Source organism: Clostridium sp. TJA020 (assembly GCF_058310295.1).
The window spans coordinates 119,196-139,500 of sequence record NZ_JBZEFC010000008.1 but is presented as its reverse complement, the minus strand read 5'-3'; the positions used below and the strand labels follow the sequence as shown (position 1 = coordinate 139,500).

Annotated in this window: 17 protein-coding genes and 1 pseudogene; 3 read left to right on the top strand and 15 right to left on the bottom strand. The window is 24.3% G+C overall.

The features are described 5' to 3' along the window. The 15 genes and pseudogenes from AC4FQ1_RS11840 to AC4FQ1_RS11770 all read right to left on the bottom strand — a co-directional run. Positions 1 to 290: pseudogene (locus tag AC4FQ1_RS11840) on the bottom strand (YgeY family selenium metabolism-linked hydrolase); the annotation flags it as partial. A 419-nt stretch (positions 291 to 709) separates the two neighbouring features. Continuing rightward, positions 710 to 2,410, bottom strand: coding sequence for an NEAT domain-containing protein (locus tag AC4FQ1_RS11835; protein WP_491169759.1), 1,701 nt, complete (start codon positions 2,408 to 2,410; stop codon positions 710 to 712). 16 nt (positions 2,411 to 2,426) lie between these two features. Next, entirely contained in the window at positions 2,427 to 2,732 is a 306-nt protein-coding gene (locus tag AC4FQ1_RS11830) for a nitrous oxide-stimulated promoter family protein (RefSeq protein ID WP_491169758.1), read from the bottom strand. A gap of 4 nt (positions 2,733 to 2,736) precedes the next feature. Then, positions 2,737 to 3,129: a YbaN family protein gene (locus tag AC4FQ1_RS11825; RefSeq protein ID WP_491169757.1), complete on the bottom strand. Its 393-nt coding sequence runs from the start codon at positions 3,127 to 3,129 to the stop codon at positions 2,737 to 2,739. 17 nt (positions 3,130 to 3,146) lie between these two features. Next, a complete protein-coding gene (locus AC4FQ1_RS11820; protein ID WP_491169756.1) occupies positions 3,147 to 4,814 on the bottom strand; it encodes an ABC transporter ATP-binding protein in 1,668 nt (555 codons plus the stop codon). Continuing rightward, the gene (locus AC4FQ1_RS11815) at positions 4,815 to 6,578 is read right to left on the bottom strand and encodes an ABC transporter ATP-binding protein/permease (protein ID WP_491169755.1); all 1,764 of its coding nucleotides are present in this window, start codon (positions 6,576 to 6,578) and stop codon (positions 4,815 to 4,817) included. It abuts the gene before it with no gap. A 117-nt stretch (positions 6,579 to 6,695) separates the two neighbouring features. Then, positions 6,696 to 7,001: a YbaN family protein gene (locus AC4FQ1_RS11810; RefSeq protein WP_491169754.1), complete on the bottom strand. Its 306-nt coding sequence runs from the start codon at positions 6,999 to 7,001 to the stop codon at positions 6,696 to 6,698. Positions 7,002 to 7,169: 168 nt separating this feature from the next. Continuing rightward, positions 7,170 to 8,078: a tetratricopeptide repeat protein gene (locus AC4FQ1_RS11805; protein ID WP_491169753.1), complete on the bottom strand. Its 909-nt coding sequence runs from the start codon at positions 8,076 to 8,078 to the stop codon at positions 7,170 to 7,172. Positions 8,079 to 8,177: 99 nt separating this feature from the next. Next, positions 8,178 to 8,333: a zinc-ribbon domain-containing protein gene (locus tag AC4FQ1_RS11800; RefSeq protein WP_303130313.1), complete on the bottom strand. Its 156-nt coding sequence runs from the start codon at positions 8,331 to 8,333 to the stop codon at positions 8,178 to 8,180. Positions 8,334 to 8,507: 174 nt separating this feature from the next. After that, entirely contained in the window at positions 8,508 to 9,395 is an 888-nt protein-coding gene (locus AC4FQ1_RS11795; protein WP_491169752.1) for a PHP domain-containing protein, read from the bottom strand. Position 9,396: 1 nt separating this feature from the next. Then, the gene (locus AC4FQ1_RS11790) at positions 9,397 to 9,675 is read right to left on the bottom strand and encodes an ArsR/SmtB family transcription factor (protein ID WP_303130318.1); all 279 of its coding nucleotides are present in this window, start codon (positions 9,673 to 9,675) and stop codon (positions 9,397 to 9,399) included. A gap of 1 nt (position 9,676) precedes the next feature. After that, positions 9,677 to 11,995: a bifunctional glutamate--cysteine ligase GshA/glutathione synthetase GshB gene (gene gshAB / locus AC4FQ1_RS11785; RefSeq protein ID WP_491147380.1), complete on the bottom strand. Its 2,319-nt coding sequence runs from the start codon at positions 11,993 to 11,995 to the stop codon at positions 9,677 to 9,679. Further along, complete coding sequence (locus AC4FQ1_RS11780; RefSeq protein WP_491169751.1) at positions 11,988 to 13,355, bottom strand: MATE family efflux transporter; 1,368 nt, start codon at positions 13,353 to 13,355, stop codon at positions 11,988 to 11,990. Before AC4FQ1_RS11780 ends, gshAB begins: the two co-directional genes overlap by 8 nt. 175 nt (positions 13,356 to 13,530) lie before the next feature. Continuing rightward, positions 13,531 to 16,785, bottom strand: coding sequence for a ligand-binding sensor domain-containing protein (locus AC4FQ1_RS11775; protein ID WP_491169750.1), 3,255 nt, complete (start codon positions 16,783 to 16,785; stop codon positions 13,531 to 13,533). A gap of 196 nt (positions 16,786 to 16,981) precedes the next feature. Beyond that, positions 16,982 to 17,671: a hypothetical protein gene (locus AC4FQ1_RS11770; RefSeq protein WP_303130328.1), complete on the bottom strand. Its 690-nt coding sequence runs from the start codon at positions 17,669 to 17,671 to the stop codon at positions 16,982 to 16,984. 166 nt (positions 17,672 to 17,837) lie between these two features. On the opposite strand from AC4FQ1_RS11770, the gene AC4FQ1_RS11765 reads away from it, so the two are divergent. The 3 genes from AC4FQ1_RS11765 to AC4FQ1_RS11755 all read left to right on the top strand — a co-directional run bounded on the left by AC4FQ1_RS11765 (position 17,838) and on the right by AC4FQ1_RS11755 (position 20,295). Beyond that, positions 17,838 to 18,389 (top strand): hypothetical protein, encoded by a 552-nt coding sequence (locus AC4FQ1_RS11765; RefSeq protein ID WP_491147387.1) that lies wholly within the window; start codon positions 17,838 to 17,840, stop codon positions 18,387 to 18,389. Between the two features lie 121 nt (positions 18,390 to 18,510). Beyond that, a complete protein-coding gene (locus tag AC4FQ1_RS11760; RefSeq protein ID WP_303130333.1) occupies positions 18,511 to 19,158 on the top strand; it encodes a PspA/IM30 family protein in 648 nt (215 codons plus the stop codon). 105 nt (positions 19,159 to 19,263) lie between these two features. Continuing rightward, positions 19,264 to 20,295: a rhodanese-like domain-containing protein gene (locus tag AC4FQ1_RS11755; RefSeq protein WP_491169749.1), complete on the top strand. Its 1,032-nt coding sequence runs from the start codon at positions 19,264 to 19,266 to the stop codon at positions 20,293 to 20,295. Positions 20,296 to 20,305: the final 10 nt, after the last annotated feature.

The following is a 20,305-nucleotide window of genomic DNA, read 5'->3' as shown; positions in this document are numbered from 1 at the left end:
TATCCTTTATATGGATCGAATTCCCAGTTACTTAATTCTCCAAGACCTACTGTATCTATATGAGCATCATAAGCAATTAGTTTTTTTCCAGTTCCCATATAACCTAAAACATTACCCATTCCATCAATTTCTACTTTATCAAATCCTAATGATTCCATTTCCTTTGCTATTCTTCTAATAACACCTTCTTCTCCTGCACTTTCTCCTGGAATAGCTATTAAATCTCTCAAAAACTTTGTCATTTGAGGTTCGTATTCCTTCGATAATTTTTTAATTTTTTCAAAATCCATAATTTCTCCCCCTTAATTTATACGAAAAATATTTTTTCACTTAATATTCTAGCAATAAATATGCCATTTTTTTCTAAAAAACTTCATTTATAACAGTATATTTATACATAAATATGGACTTATTACTACAAACACTGTATATTTATTCAATAAATAAATATAAGGTTATCAATATGATAATAAACTTATCATATTGATAACCTTATTAAAGCTACTATTTATCATATATTTATAACAAATTTATAAATTATATTATAAATTTATTATTTTGATAATAGAAATTACCTTTAAATTTTAATTATTTTTTATTTACTCTAATCTTAAAATAATATTCATTGTTTATTCTTAGTTTAATTAAAATATTCACAAAACAAAAAGAAACTATAATAAATAGTTTCTTTTTTTATTTATATATAATATTATTTTTTCAGATTTTCTTTTATATTAAACTTTCTTCTTCTAATTTTTATTAACTTTCCACCTAATGTACTTGTTGCCGCTCCAAGTAAAAACATTCCACCACCAAAAGTTGTAGCCAATGTCTTCTTTAGCTTTTCTCCATTAATAACAACATCTTCTGGCTTATATTCATTTACTAGAGTCATAGTATCTTCTAAAAGTTTTACACCAAAATCAATATTCATATTCATGGGTATTATGTAAGCATAAACTTTTATTTCATCTTTAATACTATTTATTTTAAATCTATAAGCTTTTATATTTTTCTCTGTATCTTCATCTACAAGTTCAAGTTTAACATCTTCTCCGTTAATTTTTATTTTTATATTACTCATAAGATCCATTCCTGAAAATCTTAAAGTTATATATTTTACTCCATCTACTTCTTCCATTAGAGCAGTTTCGTTTAAATACTTTCTAGCCATCTTTTTACCAACCGAACTATCACTTATAATTTCATTTTTTATTGTATATTCTTTATAACTTTCTTTAGCTAAAATTTTCATTTTTTCTTTATTGCTTTTAGACTTTTCAGTTTCAGAAGACTGATTATTTTCACTATTTTTTTCATCTTTAGAATCATCTAAAACACTATCTATACTTGGAATATTTAAGTTTGTATTTGGTTTTGACTCTGGTAAAAATCCAATTTGTGTCACTGTATTTTGCAAAAATTTAACACCAAATTCTATATCTTCTCCTAAAGCATCTATATGCATTTTAAATTTTACGTTATCATTCAAACTTCCAATTTTAAATTCTATATCCATTAAATTATTAGAAGTATCGTTTTTTAAAATATTATAATTAATATTTTTTCCATTTATTAAAATTCTTATATTAGACATTAAATTAGTTCCTGATATGCTAATAGTTATATATTTTTTTCCATTTCTTATTTCCATATAGTTTGTTTTTGATATAACCCCTCTTGCTGCTGCATATCCTATTTCACTATCTGTAATTATTTCATTTTGCATTTTATAAAGTTCTTTATTTAAAATTTCATCTTTATTAGTTGATAAATTACTTTCATTATTAGGTTTACTTACATTATTTTCTCCACTTTCTGGCTTATTGTTTTCTGTATTAGGTTTATTGTTTTCTTGTTCATTGTTATCTGGTTTTTCACTTTCACCTGGCTTTTCAGCATCACTTGGTTTTTCTTCATTAGGATTATTTTCATTCTGTTCTTCTAATTTTAAAGTATCCTCTTTTAATAAAAATCTAAAGCTAACATTCATTCCAGTAAAAGGAGTAGAACTTATAATAATTTTATCTTTTATAGAATTAATTTTAAACTCATATGCAATTTTTTCTTTAGTTTCATCTAATATTTTAAATTCTATATCTTTGTCATTTACATTTATATTAACATTTTTCATCATAGATTTATTTGTAAATGTTACTGATACAAATATCTCTCCATTTAAAACTCTTAAAGAAGATTGTTTTTCTAAAAACTTTCTAGCCATAGAATCTTTGTCTTCATTTATATGAAAGGCATTATTTTCTATTTTATAAACTCCATCTTCTAATTTATCTTCTTTATTAATCTCACTATCATTTATTATTTCATTTAAATTATTTGCACTTGCAGGTACACATATAGAAAAACTTAAAGAACCTGCAAGTAGTAATGCTATAATTTTGTTGTTCATTTTTAAATCTCCCCACCTATTTAAATATATGTCTTATAAATTCATATGGCTTATAAATAATAAGTCTTGGTCCTGAAAATCTCATTACCTCTTTTATTTTTTCTTTCATGTCCTTTTTATAACAATGAATAGGACACTTACTGCAAGATGTTTTTTTATCTCCAAATTTGCAGTAAGTAAGTCTTTTATGTGCATAATCTAATAATTCTTTACAATCATCACATAACTCATTTTTCTTTTGTTCATGTTTTTTATAACAATAAATTTCAATCATAAATTGTACTATTTTCTTTTCCTTTAAAACTCTCCCTTTTTTTGTCATTATTTTAGCTCCTTTGTAAATCTTTTTCCTTTATAGTTTTAATTTTAAATATAAAGTACCAAAATTTCACTAAAATAATTAATATTATAAAAATTTTTACCATAATTGAGTCTAATATTATTAATGGAAACATCATCATTGTATCAGCAAATAATAATATAGTTATTTTTTGTTTCAATGTCATAGCTCTTTCATTTGCAAAACTTTCTAAATGCTTTTTATAAACTTTAGTTTCTTTAAACCATCTATCAAATTTTTCAGACCCTCTAACAAAACAGAAAGATGAAAGTAATAAAAAAGGCGTTGTAGGTAATATCGGTAAAATTACACCAATTGCTCCTAATGCAAAAGATATTAATCCAACAGTTATATAAAATCCTTTTTTAAATTTATTCATTACAAACGCCTCCCACTCTACTCTCTTACTAACTTCTTATTTTTTAATCTAAATGTTTTATCACATATAGATGCAGTTGATTTTCTATGAGTTATAAGTATTATAGTTTTATCTTTTTTATTTTCCTTAATTGATTTTAATATTTCTCCTTCATTTAATGTATCTAAGTTACTTGTAGGTTCATCTAATATTAATGTGTTTCCTTTACTTAAAAAGGCTCTAGCAAGTCCAATTCTTTGCTTTTCTCCAGAAGAAAGATATCCTCCAAGCTCTCCCACCTTTGTTTTATATCCTTTAGGAAGAGTAACTATAAATTCATGTATAGATGCCTTCTTTGCAGCTTCTTCTACTTCATTTTTAGTTGCGTTTTGATAACCTATTTTTATATTGTCTTCAATAGTTTCATTGAAAAGGTATGTTTCTTGACTCATTAAAACTTGATTGTCTCTAAGAGTTTTTGTCTCTAAAGTTTTTAAATTTTCATTTCCAAATATTATATCACCAGAATTTGTATCAAAAAATCTCATAAGTAATTTTACAAATGTACTCTTACCACTACCACTTTCTCCAACAATGGCTATACTATCTCCCATTTTTATATCTATATTTATATTTTTTAGTATATCTTCTCTTCCCTTATAAGAAAAAGTAACATCTTTATATTCTATATCCGTATTAGTTAAAATTCTCTCACCTGGATTTTCTATAACTTCTGGATTTTCATCTAAAAGATTAAATAATCTTTCTGCTGATGCAAATGTTTGAAGTAAATTGTTTGATAAATTACTTAATGCAACTACAGGTCCAAAGGAAGATGATAATATTACTATTGCTAAAATACCTTGTCCAAAATTAATTTTTCCTTCTATATAAAGATATAATCCTAAAATTGTAAAACCTATCATACCAACCATTATTGTAAAATCAGTTGTTGCTCTTATAACCCCTTCATGAAGTTTTATTTTCTTCTGTTTGCTATTTAATTCTTCTGAAAGTTTATGGATATTTTCTTTTCTTTTTTCACCATTTTTAAATATTAATACTTCTTTTAAACCTCTTAAAGAATCTAAAAGATAAGAGTTTGTTTCTCCAAATTTATTTCTATATTCCATACCTGCTTTTTTTCCTATTTTTGATGTAAAATAAGGAATACAAAAGCCTATTATAATATAAAGCAACAAACCTGTTAATCCATAATATGGATTAATACTATAAAGAATTATTGATATTATTAAATTAGTAATTACAGCAATAGAAATTGGAGCTATTGTATGTGCATAAAATACTTCTAAAAGTTCAATATCTGATGTAATTAATGATATTAAATTTCCTTTTTCTTTGCCTTCTAATTTAGCTGGCGCAAGTTTTCTAAGTGCAGTAAATACTTTATCTCTCAATATAACTAATATCTTAAATGCAATATAATGTCCTGAAAGTTGTTCTATATATCTTAAAGGTCCCCTTAAAATAGCACAAATGACTACAACTATAATTGCTGAAATAAATGATATTTTAAATCCATTATCAATTACTGATAAAATAGCTACAGCACTAAAAGAAGTAATTGATATAGCAGCTAAAAACCCTAGCACTCCCATAGTTATTGTTATACACATATAAGGAATTAATGGCTTAAGTTCTAAAATTAATCTTTTCATAATTAAAAATCCTGATTTTCTCTCCATTTAAACCACCACTTTCCTTTCTAATATCTCTTGTTCCTTTATCATTTCATAATATTTACCATTATTATTTATTAACTCATCGTGAACTCCCATTTCTAATAATTCACCATTTTCTAAAAGATATATATTATCAGCATTTTTAACATTAGCTAACCTATGAGAAATTACTATTACAGTTTTTTCTTTAGCTAATTTATTTATAGCTTCCCATATTATTTCTTCTGATTCTACGTCTACATTTGATGTAGCTTCATCAAATATATAAATATCTCTATTTGCAATTACTGCTCTTGCTAATGCTAATCTTTGTTTTTGACCACCTGATAAAAGAGCTCCTCCTTCTCCAACCTTTGTATTCAATCCTTCTTTTAACGAATCTACAAATGATTTAAGATTAGATATTTCTAAAGCATATTGAATATCATTATCACTTATTTTTTCTTTTCCAATCTTTAAATTATCTAAAATAGTTCCATTAAATATATAACTGTTAGTGCTTACTAACATTAACTTACTGTATAAATCATTTAAAGATAAATTATTTATATTCTTATTATTAAAAAGTATTTCTCCCTCGTTTACAGAATAAGTATTCATTAAAAGATTAGCAATTGTACTCTTCCCACTACCACTTTTTCCAACTATAGCTGTAAAACTATTATTTTTTATTTTCATTGATACATTTTTAATAACATCTCTCTTTCCATCATAAGAAAATGTTATATCATTAATATTAATATCTACTTTTTCTCCATTATCTAACTTGCAAATTACATCTCTATCTATTTCTTCACTATCTAGTAATTCAAATATTTTATCTGATGCAGCTACACCATTCATAGCTACATGGAAAAATGAACCTAAAAGCCTTAATGGAATAAAAAATTCTGATGAAAGTAAAATTATTACTAATGTATCTCCTAAATTTATATTTCCATTTTTAAATGAATAAAGTGCTACAATTGAACCAAGAGCTGCCCCACCAAAAGCTATAAGATCCATAACAGTTATTGAATTAAGCTGCATGCTTAATACTTTCATTGTTATCTTTCTAAATTTTTCTGCTTCTTCATTCATTTTTTTATGTCTTTTTTCATCAATATTAAATACTTTTAATGTTGTTAACCCTTGAAGATTTTCTAAGAATGTTTCACCAAGATTAGAATAATTATTCCAATAGTTTTTAAGAAGTTTTTTTGCAAATTTCATTATTGCAATAATAGACATTGGAATTAATGGAACACATAATATAAATATTATTGCAGATTTAAATGAAATAAATGAAATTACAAAAAATAATGTTATAGGAGCTAAAAGTGAATAAAATAATTGTGGAAGATATTTGCCAAAATATATCTCTAATGCTTCAACACCTTCTATTGCACTTTGAACTATTGAGGATGTAGATAATTTTTTATTATAATTTAATCCTAATTTTAAAAGCTTACTATATATTTCATCTCTAAGCTTTATTTTTACAACTTCTGAAGATTTATTTGAAAAATATCCATACATAATATTTGCAAAAAATCTTATACATAATAAAAATAAGAAAATTATTAAATAGTTTAATATATCCCCTTTTATAAAATCCTTAAAATTATGTAATGAATTTTCCATATAAAATACTTTATTTATTATTTTACCTATTAAAAGTACCATACCTAAATTACACACAGTAGTCATTAAGCTTGAAAATACCGTAAGTGCTATGTACTTTTTAGATTCATTACAAAGATTAATTAATCTTTTATTAATCATCATAACCAATTTCCCCTTTCTAGTTATTCCCACAACATTCTATCATAATTGATATTGATTATCAATATTTATTGTAAAAAAAAGAAACTTTATAAAGTTTCTTCTTAATACTTACTTTATTTAATTTTTAAATGCAACCTTTTTACAACTTATTATTTTTTTATTTTTCAAACAATTGTTATACTTTTTTATATGTTTCTTCAAATCTTTTTCTATATATTTTCCCATATATTTTTGTAAATACTTCTTATAAAATTTTCTGCTTATAAGCCATTTATTAAATCTTTCTGAACCTTTTGCAAAACAGATGCCAGCCATAACTAAAAATATAGTTCCAGGCATTATAGGTAATATACCACCAATTAAAGCTAGAATCATACATACGATTCCTAAAAAAATATACAAAGCTCTCTTTGCTTCTCCCACTTTAAGTCACCTTACCTTAAAATATTAAAATTTATTAATCTAATTAAATTTATTTTTCCCAATAAATCTATTAGATTTTATTTATTGTTTTTATTTTCTATAATATACTACATTTTACTAAAAATTAAAACATGTAAATTTATAAATTTTTACATGTTTTGATGACTATTATTTAAATATTTGTTTATATTTTTCTAAATCTCTTATGCAGTCTAATTCTTTATCTTTTTTCATATAAGAAATAAAGAAATCATTTAATTCGATAGATTTAATAACACCTTCTAGAGCCTTCTCTTTTTCTCCAATTAATGCATAAAAACAAGCTCTATTATAATAAAGAAATCCTTCATTTTCATTATTAATTATTCCTTCAGTTATTATTTGTATTGCTTTTTTATAGTTGCCTTTTTCTCTATATATTACTCCTAAATTCAAATAACTATAAGGATAATTTTTATTATTTTCTATAGATTTTCTATAATACTGTTCTGCTCTTTCAATATTTCCTAATCTTTTTTGTACTACTCCCATATTAAATAATATCCTATAATGATTAGGATTTATTGATAATGCTTTTTTATTATAGATTTCACTTTCTTCTAATCTATTTAATTCTTCCATAATACAAGCTAAATTTGCATTTGCCCATAAATCATTTTGATTTATTTCTAAAACTTTCTTATAAAGTTTTATTGCTTCATCTTTATTTTCTTCTTCATCATATATATTAGCTAGAAAAAAATAGGCTTTATCATATGAATTGTTTAACATTATAGCTTTAGAATAATACTCTTTTGCCTCATCAAAAAAGCCATCTTCATCATATAATGTTCCAAGACCGTAATACGCACGTGCTTCCTCATTATCTATATCTATTACTTCTCTATACTTTTCTTCTGCTAAATCTAATTGTTCTAATTCATGATATAAAAGTGCCATATCTAAAAGAAGTTCAATATCTTTTTTCCCTTCTTGTAAATTATATGCCTTTTTATAAAACTGAAGAGCTTTTAATTTATTTCCTTCTTCTTTAAAATTTCTAGCTACATTTATATGATTATCAAATAAATAATTCATATTTTTTGTCCTTTCTTCAAGAATTGTCTAAAATAATTATAGCAAAAGAATTTTAAAAAGCCATAGAACAAAAAGTTCTATGGCTATAAATGTTCAATATTATTTCTTATTGAATCTTTGCTTTCTAGCTTTTCTACATTCAGGACATCTAACTGGTTCATTGTCAAATCCTTTTTCTTTGTAGAATTCTTGTTCTCCAACTGTAAAAACGAATTCTTTTCCACAATCTTTACATACGATAGTCTTATCTTCCATTTTCATTCCTCCAAATATATAAAGCATCTAAATAATTAAACTTTCTGAATTTTGGAGACACCAATGAAACCAGAAAATACTTAACTACTTTGATCTTTATTTGATTTAATTTACAAAATTAGTATATCACTGCTTATTAATTATTTCAAGGGAATTTTCAAAATATTCTAAAATTTAATCATTTATTATAAATGGCTGAAGCCAAGCTTTTGCACCATCTTCTCTATAAGTTTCAACTCTTACATATCCTTCATTCCCTTTAATATTATAAAAAGCTTCATTGCCTTTGGTTTCTTTTAAGATTTTTCCATATTTCCCTATAAACCTAAAATATATATATGGAACTCTACTATCCCCATTTTTTAATGATATTTTATTATTTTCTAACTTTATATCTTTTAACTTCATTCCAAAACTAGCGTAAAAACTACCTCTTTTCAATGCATTTATTATGCTATCAACATCCTTTTTTTCTGAAAGAACCATATTATAAGCTCCTCCAATTCTTGAAAATATGTGCATATCATCATTTGCAAATCCATAAACAACCTTGCCTCTACTTAATAACTCATCCCATAAATCTGATGCAATAGCCCTACCCTTGCAATCCATCCTAACATTATTATTAAAAACTTCTATACCTAAATAATTATCTAAATTTAATAATCTATCTAAAGTCCAATAATCTTCTGATACTCCATGTGGATGACAAATAATATTTATTCCACCTTGATTATTTACTTTATCAAATAATTCTTGATGATTATTGTCATCATCTAAATCATCATCATACTCTTTAATATTTATGCCTAGTGTTTGATGTTCTTTTCGTTTATACTCAACACCCTGTATCATAACTATATCTTCATCACTAAATTCTTTTAAATCTGTTAAAAAATAATGATCTGTAATAGCTAAAAAATCATACTCCATTTTATATGACTTATAAAGCTCAATTACTTTTTTAATATCATAGTGTCCACAAGGGCTATTTTTAGTATGAGTATGTAAATTTCCCTTTAAATACTCACCTTTATATCCATAAGGATTTATTATTTTCATCTTAAGTTTCTCCTTCTAGTACTATATCCTCTGCTAATTTTATTAAATCTTTTATTTTTTCATTTTTAAGCTTATAATATCTAAACATTCCCTCTTTTGTTCCCTCAACTATTTTAGCTGACTTAAGTATTTTTAAATGTTTTGATACATTTGCTTGCGAATATTCTATATTACTATTTATATGACAGACACAAATAGGTCCATCATATAGCTGCTTTACTATCTTTAATCTAACTGGATGAGCAAGTGCTTTTAAAACTTCACTCGTCTTTTCTTCCATGCTAATTACTCTCCTTAAAAAGTAAATTTAATACCTTTCTAGCTACATTTCTATTTGTTCCCTTATAAGGATAGCTATGAATATGTATTGCTGGATTAAAGTTTATTTCTATAATTCCATAATTATTTTCCTTTGCTCTTTCTTTTATATTACTTATCATCATATCTACACCAGTTATTTTAGCATTTACACTTTTAGCAGCTTTAATTGCTATTTCTTTGTAACTATTATCTATATCATCTGTAAAATCTATACTATCTCCACCAGTACTTATATTAGAATTTTCTCTTAAATATATAATTTCATCTTTTTTAGGTATATAGTTAAAATCTTTATTTTGATCTTTCAAAAACATTTCTTCTGCCTCACCTAAAGATATCTTTTCAAGTGGAGTTTTATATCCTTTTCCTCTAAGTGGATTTTTATTTTTTTCTATTACAAGCTCTTTAATTGTGTTTACTCCATTACCTATTACATTTGCAGGTACTCTGTGAAGTATTCCTACAACTTCATCATCAATTACTAAAAATCTATACTCTTTTCCATTTATAAATTCTTCTATTAATATTTCATTATCATTTTCAAATCCAATTTCACAAGCTCTTTTATATTCCTTTTCTGTAAAATCAGTCTTAAAAATAGTTATTCCTATTCCAAAATTTGTTGATTTTGGCTTTATAACTATTTGTTTATTTTTATATTTATAAAAGTCATCTATAGCACTTTCTATATTATCGTAATATCCACCCTTTGGAACTTTTATATTATGTTCTTCTAATACTTTCTTTGTAACTAATTTATTTTCCATAATTAAAGCAGTTATATAACTATCTTTTGATGTTTTTGTTGCTTGTTTTACATATTCTATATGATTACCCTTTTTAAGTGATATAAAATTATCTAACTTATCTAAAACTTCAAATTCTATTCCACTTTTTATTGCATCAATAATTAATATTTGAGTTGAAAGTTCTAATTCCTCATAGCCTTTTAATTTAAATACATTTTTTTCACTATATTTTAAATATTCTTTACTTAAATTCATAAAATAATTTATATATCCATATTTCTTTATATCTTTTATAAGTTTTGCTGATATAGTTTCTTTATAATTTATAAATCTACTTCTTGAAATTTTAATTACTTCTTTTAATTCATCATTATCACTAAATAAAATATCACAAATTTTTTCTATTTCATCTAAAACCTTAAGTCCTTCTTGTCTTAAAGAAACTTCTTTACCATTCATATTTATCATATTAAATTCTTTTGTTTCTATACCCCTATTATCATTTTTTACATATTCATCATGAAGTCTAACAGTGTACTTTTCATCTTCTGTAAATAATGTAAATAGTATAAATAAGAAAATCATATTTAATGTATCTTTACTTACTCCAATTGGACTTAATGGATCTAGGTCAAGAAGTCTTATTTCTATATATTTAACACCATGATTTAATAAATTTTCTAGCATATCTCCAGTTTCTTTTGTTTTAAATCTAATAGGACTATAATATTCTCTTGCACCTTGTATACACTTATCTTCTATAAGTCTTTTTATATCTTCAACATATTCATAAACATTGTTGTAAGATACATAATAATCTTCTACATTTTTATATCCACACTCACTATTTCTAAGAGAATTTACCCCCTTAAAATAATGCTCATCTTTTCCTAATGTTTGACTTATTCTTTTACAAGTTCCCTTATAACTTTTATGAAAAACAGGACTAGCTCCTGTTAAATATATTAAAAACCATTTATATTTTATTAAGTTTCTACCTATTTTAAAATATATATTATTTTTAAAATCCTTATAATTTTCTTTAGTATTTGAAAGCTTATAAAGTTCTTTTAAAAGCTCTTCATTAAATGAAAAATTAAAATGCACTCCGCTTACTAATTGTCTCTTTGCACCATATTTTTTTAGAAGACCTTCCCTATATTTTACTTCATCTTGATTTTTAAGTTCTGCAACTGGTATTTCATTATCCTTTGGTATTATAGGCGGATTACTTTGTGGCCATAAATACTCTTCTTTCAAACTAGTAGAAACTATATTATGAAGATTTTCCATAAAATCATAAACTTCATTTATTGATTTACATATAGGGGTTATCATTTCAACTTGACTTTCTGAAAAATCCCTTTTTATATACGGATTTTCTTCATTAAATATATTAGTATGTTTAGTTAAAGCAAGCTTTCCTTCTTTATCAACCCTTAAATTTTCTTTTTCAAGACCAAATCCACTTTGTAGTAATTTTTTATTTAAATTATTACTTTTTATTAATTGTAATAAGTTATCATACATTTCTCTCTATCTCCTTTTTTATATTATAATTAAAAGTTAATTTATTCATATCAATTAAAAACCAACTAAGTAAAAGTACACCCTTAAAAAAGCTACTAATACTTATGCTAATCCATATTCCATTAAGTTTTAAAAAGCTTATATTTGATAAAAATATTGCTATAGGTATTCTAAGTGCTGTAAAAGTAACACTAATTATTGGTGGAGCATATGTTTTTCCTATTCCATTAAATGCTCCAACAGTTAATAATTCTATACACATGAACACTTGAGATAAACCTAATATTTTCATATAAGTGCTACCCATAATTAAACTTTCATTATCTGATAAAAATATACCAAATATTTGTTTTGAAAATACTATAAATAGTAAAGTTACACTGATTCCAAACACTATAGTAAGTTTTAAAGCTTTATAATACCCTTCCTTTATCCTATATTTTTTCATTGCTCCATAATTTTGACCAACAAAAGCAGCAATAGCACCTTGAAGCCCTCCAATTGTAACATAAGATATAGATTCAATTTGAATTCCAACCCTCTGAACCGCTATAGCTATTGCACCATAGTCAGAAACTAATTTTGCAATAGACATAGATATTAAAGTAAATATAACTCTTTGCATAGTTATTGGTAATCCAAGCTTAATTACTGACAAACATTTATCTTTATCAAAATTAAACTTATCTTCAAAAACTTTTAATTTCCCTTTTGACATCTTTATAAACATTAAAAATACAATTATTCTTGCAATAAGTGTTGCAAGAGCTGCTCCAACTACTCCTAATGGCTTAATTATTCCAATACCAAATATTAATATAGGATCTAATATAATATTAAAAATAAATCCTATAACATTTGCTTTAAATGGTACCTTACTATCCCCATAACTATTAAGAATAGATGTTAATAGTGTATTAAAAAACATAAATATAATACCTATTGCAGATATTAAAAGATATTTTTGTGCCATAAAATCTACATAATTTCCTAATTTATAAAAACTTATTAGTTGTTTATTAAATATAAAAAGAAATATTGTATATATTAATCCTATAAAGCTTGTAAGTATTATACCATTTTGTATGTATGTTTTACTCTCTTTTTCTCTCCCCCTCCCTATAGAATGAGATATTTTAACCCCAGTCCCTATAGATACAATTGTAAAAATTGCCATAGCAAGATTTATAAAAAAACTAGCTGTTCCTATAGCCGCAACAGCATCACTTCCTAACCGTCCAATCCAAAGCATATCTATCATTCCATAAGCTGTTTGTATAAAATTAGTTGCTATAATTGGCAGTGATAATTTTATAAGAGATTTAGTAATATCATCTTTAGTTAAATCTACTTTTTTCATGTAATATCACCTCACTATATAACTATATAGGAATATAGTTATATAGTAAATAGTAATTTCAATTTATTTAATTTTATCACCTATAATTTAATTTCACATTAAATTTATTTTAAATTTTATTGTTCTATAACAAAATAAGGAACCTAATAAAAAATAGATTCCTTATTTATTAAACTTATTCTTCACTTTTTTCTTGTTTTACTGGAAGCGTTATTATGAATTCACTTCCTTTACCTACTTCACTTTTTAATGTAATTTTTCCTTTATGAAGTTCAACAAGATTTTTAACTAAAGTAAGCCCTATTCCACTACTACAATGTTTACTTGAAACTTGTGTTTCAACTTGTGCGAATCTATCAAATATAATATTTTGATAATCTTTTGGTATTCCAATTCCAGTATCTCTAACAATTATATCTACACTATCATGATTATCTTTTATTTCAACAAATATAGTTCCACCTGACTTAGTAAATTTAACAGCATTTGATATTAAATTTATAACACATCTTTCTATATTAGTTTTATCACACTCTATAATTTTTTCTTCTATTTCTGGATCTATTATAAGCTCTAGATTATTGCTCTCAATATAACTTTTCATAGATAATGCAACTTCTTCTACTAAATAAACAATATCTTCTTCTGATATATTAAGTTTATATGCTCCTGAACTTATTTTTGAACTATCAATTAAGTCATTTATAACTTTTAAAAGAGTAGTAGAATTTTTCTTTATTATTTTCATATATTTAGATAAATCTTTTCTTCCTATTCCATTTTTACTATCATTTAATGAGCTAATAAGTTGCTCACTTGATAGTATTACATTAAGTGGTGTTCTAAGTTCATGAGAAAGATTAACTAAATAAGTATTTCTAAACTTTTCATACTTTAAAAGTTTATTGTACATTTTTTCATTTTCTAAAAGTTCTTTATTTAATTGTTCCGTTCTTTGTTTAACTAATCTATTTAATATTTTTACATAGTTAATGCTAAAATATATTATAAGTAATATTAAAAACAAATAAATTAAATAAGCTAAATTTGAATTATACCAAGGCTTATTTATTTTTATTTTAACTTCTTTAACATCTGTTACTTCACCATTTTTATCTCTGGCTCTTACTTTAAAAATATATTTTCCCGGTGGAATATTAGTATAACTTACATAATTTCTTTTTCCTAGGTATATCCAATCTTTATCAAATCCCTCAAGCTGATACTCAAAATTTTCTGTCCCCATACTTTTATAATCTGGTAGAAAAAATTCAAATGAAAATGTATTTTCATTATGCTTTAATTCTATAGAATCATTTTTTATCTGTATGTTCTTATTATTATATACTTTAAACTTACTTATCTTTATATTTGGATTTGAAAGTGGCTTTGTATATATATCTTTAGGATAAAATGCTGTTACACCATTTACTCCTCCAAAAAACATCTCGCCATCTTTAGCTTTAAATTCGGCTGTTCCATTAAATTCATTTCCCTGAAGTCCATCAAGTAAATTATAATTTTCAAACTTTTTTTTATGCTTATCGTATTTTGAAATTCCACCATTAGTACTTACCCATACATTGTCTTCATCATCTAATAAAACACCATATACATAATTATTTGCAAGTCCGTCTTTTTCTGTAAATATTGTAAACTTTTCTGTCCTAGGGTCAAATTTATTTAATCCAACAGATGTGGAGAACCACATGTTTCCTTCTTTATCTTCATTTATACCTTTTATTGCATTATTACTTAAGGAATTAGGATTATTTTCTATGGATGTATAATTTATTGCTTTCTTTTTCTCTACATCTAACTTTAATATTCCACCATTCCAACCAGTTGCTATCCAATAATTTCCTTTAGAATCTTGAAATACCCTTCTAATATAATTTTCGCATACTCCAGCTTTATCAAATAGATAATTTAAATTAGTAAACTTTTCTGTTTTAGGATTAAAAACATCTAAACCCTGACGTGTTCCAACCCAAAGTAATCCATTTTTATCAAAATAAACTTCCTTTACATCATTATGCACTAAAGAATTCTTATTTGATTCATGTCTGTATGTTTTTATATCACCTGTTTTTTTATTAAGTTTACATAATCCTTCCTTTGTTGCTATCCATATATTTCCATTACCATCACCTGTAACTTGAAATAATGTATTACTTGGTATACTATTTGGATTATTTTTATCAAATTTATAATGAGTTATTTTATCATTTTCTCTATCAAACTTATTTAATCCATCATTATTAGTTCCAACCCAAAGAATTCCATCTTCATCTTCATAAATTCCACCTATACTATTTCCACTCAAAGTATTTGTTTCACCTGGCTGACTCTTATAATGAGTAAACTCAGGATTAGGATTTAACATACTAATACCATTGTATGTTCCAATCCACATTAATCCATCACTATCTCTATAAACACTTTGTATACTATTATTAATTAAACTTTCTTGATCATATGGTTTATTTATATAGAAATCAACATTTTTGGTTTTATTATTATATTTAATTAAACCACCTTTACTTCCAAGCCACATATTATTATTAAAGTCTTCATACATACTATTTATAGCATATTTTTCAAAAGCGTACTTTCTATTTATATTTTCTAAATTATCAAATTCTTTAGTTTTAAGATTAAATTTATATACTCCCTTATCTTGAGTTGCAATCCACATGTTATTATTCATATCTTTATAAAGCTTCAAAATATTTTTACTAGGTAATTTATCTTCTAGTACTTTAGTAATTTTACCAGTAGCTTTATTTATTATATTTAATCCTTTTTCTGTAGATATCCATATTTCTCCATTTAACCCTTCCATAATAGAAGTGATGAATCCATCATATAATGTATCTTCTTTATTTTCTTCACTAAAATATTTTTTAAATATTTTTGTTTTAGGATCATATTCATTTAAACCATCTTCTGTTGCAACCCACATATGATTACTACTATCAATATAAATATCCCAAATATGACTTCCTAAAATTTTATGTGGATCATTTTCATCGGCTTCAATTCTTTCAGCTTTTAATGTCTGTCTATCTAATTTACTTAAACCAGAACTTGTTCCAATCCACAAATATCCATCTTTATCTTCTACTATTGATCCTATTATTCCTGGAAAAATAGTATCTTTATCCTTATCTTCTGACTTTATAACTTCATATTCATATCCATTAAATCGATTTAGTCCATCATTTGTTCCAAACCACATATAACCATCACTATCTCTTAAAATAGAGAAAACAGAACCTTGAGATAATCCGTCCTTTACTGTTATGTTAGTAAATTTTAAATATTTATTTTCTTCAACAGCATTTGCTTTAATACAAAAAAAATTATTTATTATTATAAGTATACATAATATATTTATTATAAATTTACCCCTTTTTATTTCATTCATCCCCTATCATTCGACAAAATTTATCCAATTATAAAACTATTTTTACATAGTAAACTTTTATTGTCAATTAGTAAACTTTATTAACTAACTATTAACAGAAAATTTGTACTAAAAAAAAGCATTATTTTATATAAAACTATAAATTTAATTTTAAATAAAATTAAAAACCTCTTATTAAAAATAAGAGGTTTGCATTCTATATAATATTTTCAACATTTCTTTCATATAAATCTGCTATAAAATTAAATGTATCTTTATCACTTACACTACCATAGCTATCTCCATCTTTAGGGTTATGTTCATATGTAAGTATTAAAAATTCACCATTTGACTTAATTACTCTAAAGGAAGTTTTTTCTGTTAATATATCAATTTGAGCTAATATTTCTACACTATCATATTGATTTGTTTCACCATTATACAATTTTGAATATTCCCCATTAAACATTGTTATATTATATTTTTCCTTATCACATTCAGTAACTCGTCCACTTTTTCCACATGAAAGACATCCTTTAAACTTACAATCTCTCATACAAGTTAAACACTGACATTTAGAACAACACTTTAACTTTAAAAATACATTATTATATTTATTTTTATAATCTAATATACTATTTACTGAATCATTAATTTCACTTGCTGAAGAAGCATCTACCTCAAAAAATAAAACTTTTTTCTTTTTATTTAATTTACTTTCAGCACTTTCTAAAAGCTCTGAGTATTTATCTAAAACCTTTATATTTTTCACAAAATATCTTGATTTAATATCAGTTCCTTCTGAAAATTGAATAATATCATTAATAGAAAAAGTTATATTAGTATAATACTCTGTTATATTATCTTTTTCACTTTTTATAATCTCTTTTGCCTTGTTAATATTCACCTTTATCACCTCTTTAATATTTATTATAAATGACAAAAATATTTTTTAAATAATTTAAATATTAATTTATTAAAATAATACAATTTGTTAATTTTTTCACTTTAAATTATAATATAAATTAAATAGCATATTAATAAAAATATGCCTTTAGGAGGGATTAATTTTAATGAAGCTTCGGAATAAATCAATAGTTAAATTTATAGTTATATTAACTATATTTTTATCTAACCTTTTATCATTTATAGTTCCAACTTATGCTGCTAGCTTTAAAAGTTCATCTAGTTATAGTAAGCCATCATCTTCTTCATCATCATTTAAAAGTAATACATCAACTTCAAAGAGTTCTAATTGGAATACTAGATTTAATACATCAAATAAATATAGTAAACCAAAGGATTCAAATAAAAATTCTACAAGTGATAAATTTAACTCTAAATTTAATACATCAGATAAATACAATAATAGTAATAAAAATAAAGAAAACTCTGATAAATCTAATAATGATACTACTGATAAATCTAAAAAAGAAAAAAATTCATATGATACATCCGAAGGAACTAAAAGATACAATAGAAATTTTAGTGTATTCCCCTTCTTTTCATCATATGGTCATTCTTTTTTTGGAATGTCATTTATTTTTAAGGCAATTGTTATTCTTTGCGTAATTACTATTATACTATTTATTATTTATTTTATTTTCTTTAAATTTAAGAAATAATATTCTTAATTAAAATTTTATTAATATTAAAATTCAATATTGATAATTTTTTGAAAAATTATATAATTATAAGAAAAGTTAAGCAATATTAATTGTATGAACTTAAAGGAGGCTCATAATTATGGGTATATTTAATAGAATATCAAACATGTTAAAAGCAAAAACTAATTCAGCATTAGATAATATGGAAAATCCAATCGAATTATTAGATCAAAAAATAAGAGATATGGAAGAAAGTCTAAATAAAGCAAAACTTTCTTCAGCTCAAATATTTGGTAATTTAAAAGAAATTGAAAAAGAAATGGACAAGACTAAAGCAATTGCTGTTGAATATGATGAAAAAGTAAAACTTGCTATGAGTAAAAATAATGAAGAACTTGCTAAAAAAGCTCTTAAATTAAAGCTTGATGCTGATAAAAAGCTTCAGACACTAACTACTTCTCATACAGAATTAGAAGCTAAAGCAAAAAGTCTTAAAGAAAATCTAGTCAAACTTCAAGAAGAAATTGAAAAAACTAGAAGCTATAGAGATGAAGCCTCAGCAAGACTTAATACTGCAAATGCTACTAAACAAGTCAATGAGATTATGGCCAATGTACAAACTAAGAAAAACTCTATAAACTTAGATGACATTGAAAGAAAAATAGCTAAAGAAGAAAGTTATGCTGAAGGATTGAAAGATCTTAGAACTCCTTCTTTAGATGATGAATTTGCAGCACTTGAAAATGACAATTTAGATGCTGAACTTGAAAAATATAGAAATAAATAATTTAAAGGAATTACCAAATGGTAATTCCTTTTTTATTTATGCATTATAAAACACCATTCTTACTAAAGACATATAATAAAATATATTGATTTTTAGGAGTATTTTATGAAGTTTTATAAATTAAACAAAGACCACTGTTGCACTTATTTAATATTAAACACTAAAAATAATTCTTGTGTACTAATTGATCCAAAGCTTGATTATGAAGATTTTTATTTAAATTTTATAAAAAATAAAAATGGGATTCTTAAAGCAGTTATAGATACTCATACCCATTCAGAACACTTAAGTTGCTGTTATAGTTTAAAAGAAAAAACTAACTGTAATTTTTTTATGAATGAAAATACAAGTTGTAACTCTATTACTAAAAAAATAAAGAATCATGAAATTCTTAATATAGATGGTATAATACTAAAATGCATACACACTCCTGGTCATTCAATAGATAGTATGTGTATTATATTTGAAGATAAACTTCTAACTGGAGACACTCTATTTTTATCTGATGGTGCTGGAAGAGATGATCTTCCAACTGGAAACCCTTTAGATCACTATCATAGTTTAATTAAACTTTCTAAGTTACCATCCCATCTAATAGTTTATCCAGCACATAATTATACTGACTCTCCACCATATACATTACACCATCTAAAAAAAATAAATAAATATTTAAAAATAAAAAACAAAAAAGAGTTTTTAAGCATTACAGAGCAATGTTATCCCCCACCTGATTGGATGCTTAAAGTTATTTCTTTAAATACTTTGTGCAATATGAATATAAATTCAATTAAAATTCCTTTTGAGGAAGGTATTTGTCAAAGTAGTTATATTAAATCACCACGTTCTATGCCTATATACTTAAATAAAGAAGAATTTACTAAATTTATAGAATCTAACAAAGATAATATTTTTATATTAGATGTAAGAGAACCTGAAGAAATTATATATGGAAATAAATTAGAAGAATCTATAAACATTCCACTAAAAGAACTTCCTAAAAAAATAAATGAATTGGAAAAATACAGAAATAACATTATAATATGTGTTTGCTCTAGTGGAAACAGAGCTATAGTAGCTTCAAGAATTTTAATTGATAACGGATTTAGAAATGTATATGTTTTATCTGAACCAATATAAAGAGGGCTAA

Bases quoted from the DNA above. Each gene is read 5' to 3' on its own strand.
- AC4FQ1_RS11805 (WP_491169753.1), bottom strand. From the start codon at position 8,078: ATGAATTATTTATTTGATAATCATATAAATGTAGCTAGAAATTTTAAA.
- AC4FQ1_RS11820 (WP_491169756.1), bottom strand. From the start codon at position 4,814: ATGGAGAGAAAATCAGGATTTTTAATTATGAAAAGATTAATTTTAGAA.
- AC4FQ1_RS11825 (WP_491169757.1), bottom strand. From the start codon at position 3,129: ATGAATAAATTTAAAAAAGGATTTTATATAACTGTTGGATTAATATCT.
- AC4FQ1_RS11780 (WP_491169751.1), bottom strand. From the start codon at position 13,355: ATGAAAAAAGTAGATTTAACTAAAGATGATATTACTAAATCTCTTATA.
- AC4FQ1_RS11790 (WP_303130318.1), bottom strand. From the start codon at position 9,675: ATGGAAGAAAAGACGAGTGAAGTTTTAAAAGCACTTGCTCATCCAGTT.
- AC4FQ1_RS11800 (WP_303130313.1), bottom strand. From the start codon at position 8,333: ATGGAAGATAAGACTATCGTATGTAAAGATTGTGGAAAAGAATTCGTT.
- AC4FQ1_RS11760 (WP_303130333.1), top strand. From the start codon at position 18,511: ATGGGTATATTTAATAGAATATCAAACATGTTAAAAGCAAAAACTAAT.
- AC4FQ1_RS11815 (WP_491169755.1), bottom strand. From the start codon at position 6,578: ATGATGATTAATAAAAGATTAATTAATCTTTGTAATGAATCTAAAAAG.
- AC4FQ1_RS11795 (WP_491169752.1), bottom strand. From the start codon at position 9,395: ATGAAAATAATAAATCCTTATGGATATAAAGGTGAGTATTTAAAGGGA.
- AC4FQ1_RS11775 (WP_491169750.1), bottom strand. From the start codon at position 16,785: ATGAATGAAATAAAAAGGGGTAAATTTATAATAAATATATTATGTATA.
- AC4FQ1_RS11755 (WP_491169749.1), top strand. From the start codon at position 19,264: ATGAAGTTTTATAAATTAAACAAAGACCACTGTTGCACTTATTTAATA.
- AC4FQ1_RS11765 (WP_491147387.1), top strand. From the start codon at position 17,838: ATGAAGCTTCGGAATAAATCAATAGTTAAATTTATAGTTATATTAACT.
- gshAB (WP_491147380.1), bottom strand. From the start codon at position 11,995: ATGTATGATAACTTATTACAATTAATAAAAAGTAATAATTTAAATAAA.
- AC4FQ1_RS11835 (WP_491169759.1), bottom strand. From the start codon at position 2,410: ATGAACAACAAAATTATAGCATTACTACTTGCAGGTTCTTTAAGTTTT.
- AC4FQ1_RS11830 (WP_491169758.1), bottom strand. From the start codon at position 2,732: ATGACAAAAAAAGGGAGAGTTTTAAAGGAAAAGAAAATAGTACAATTT.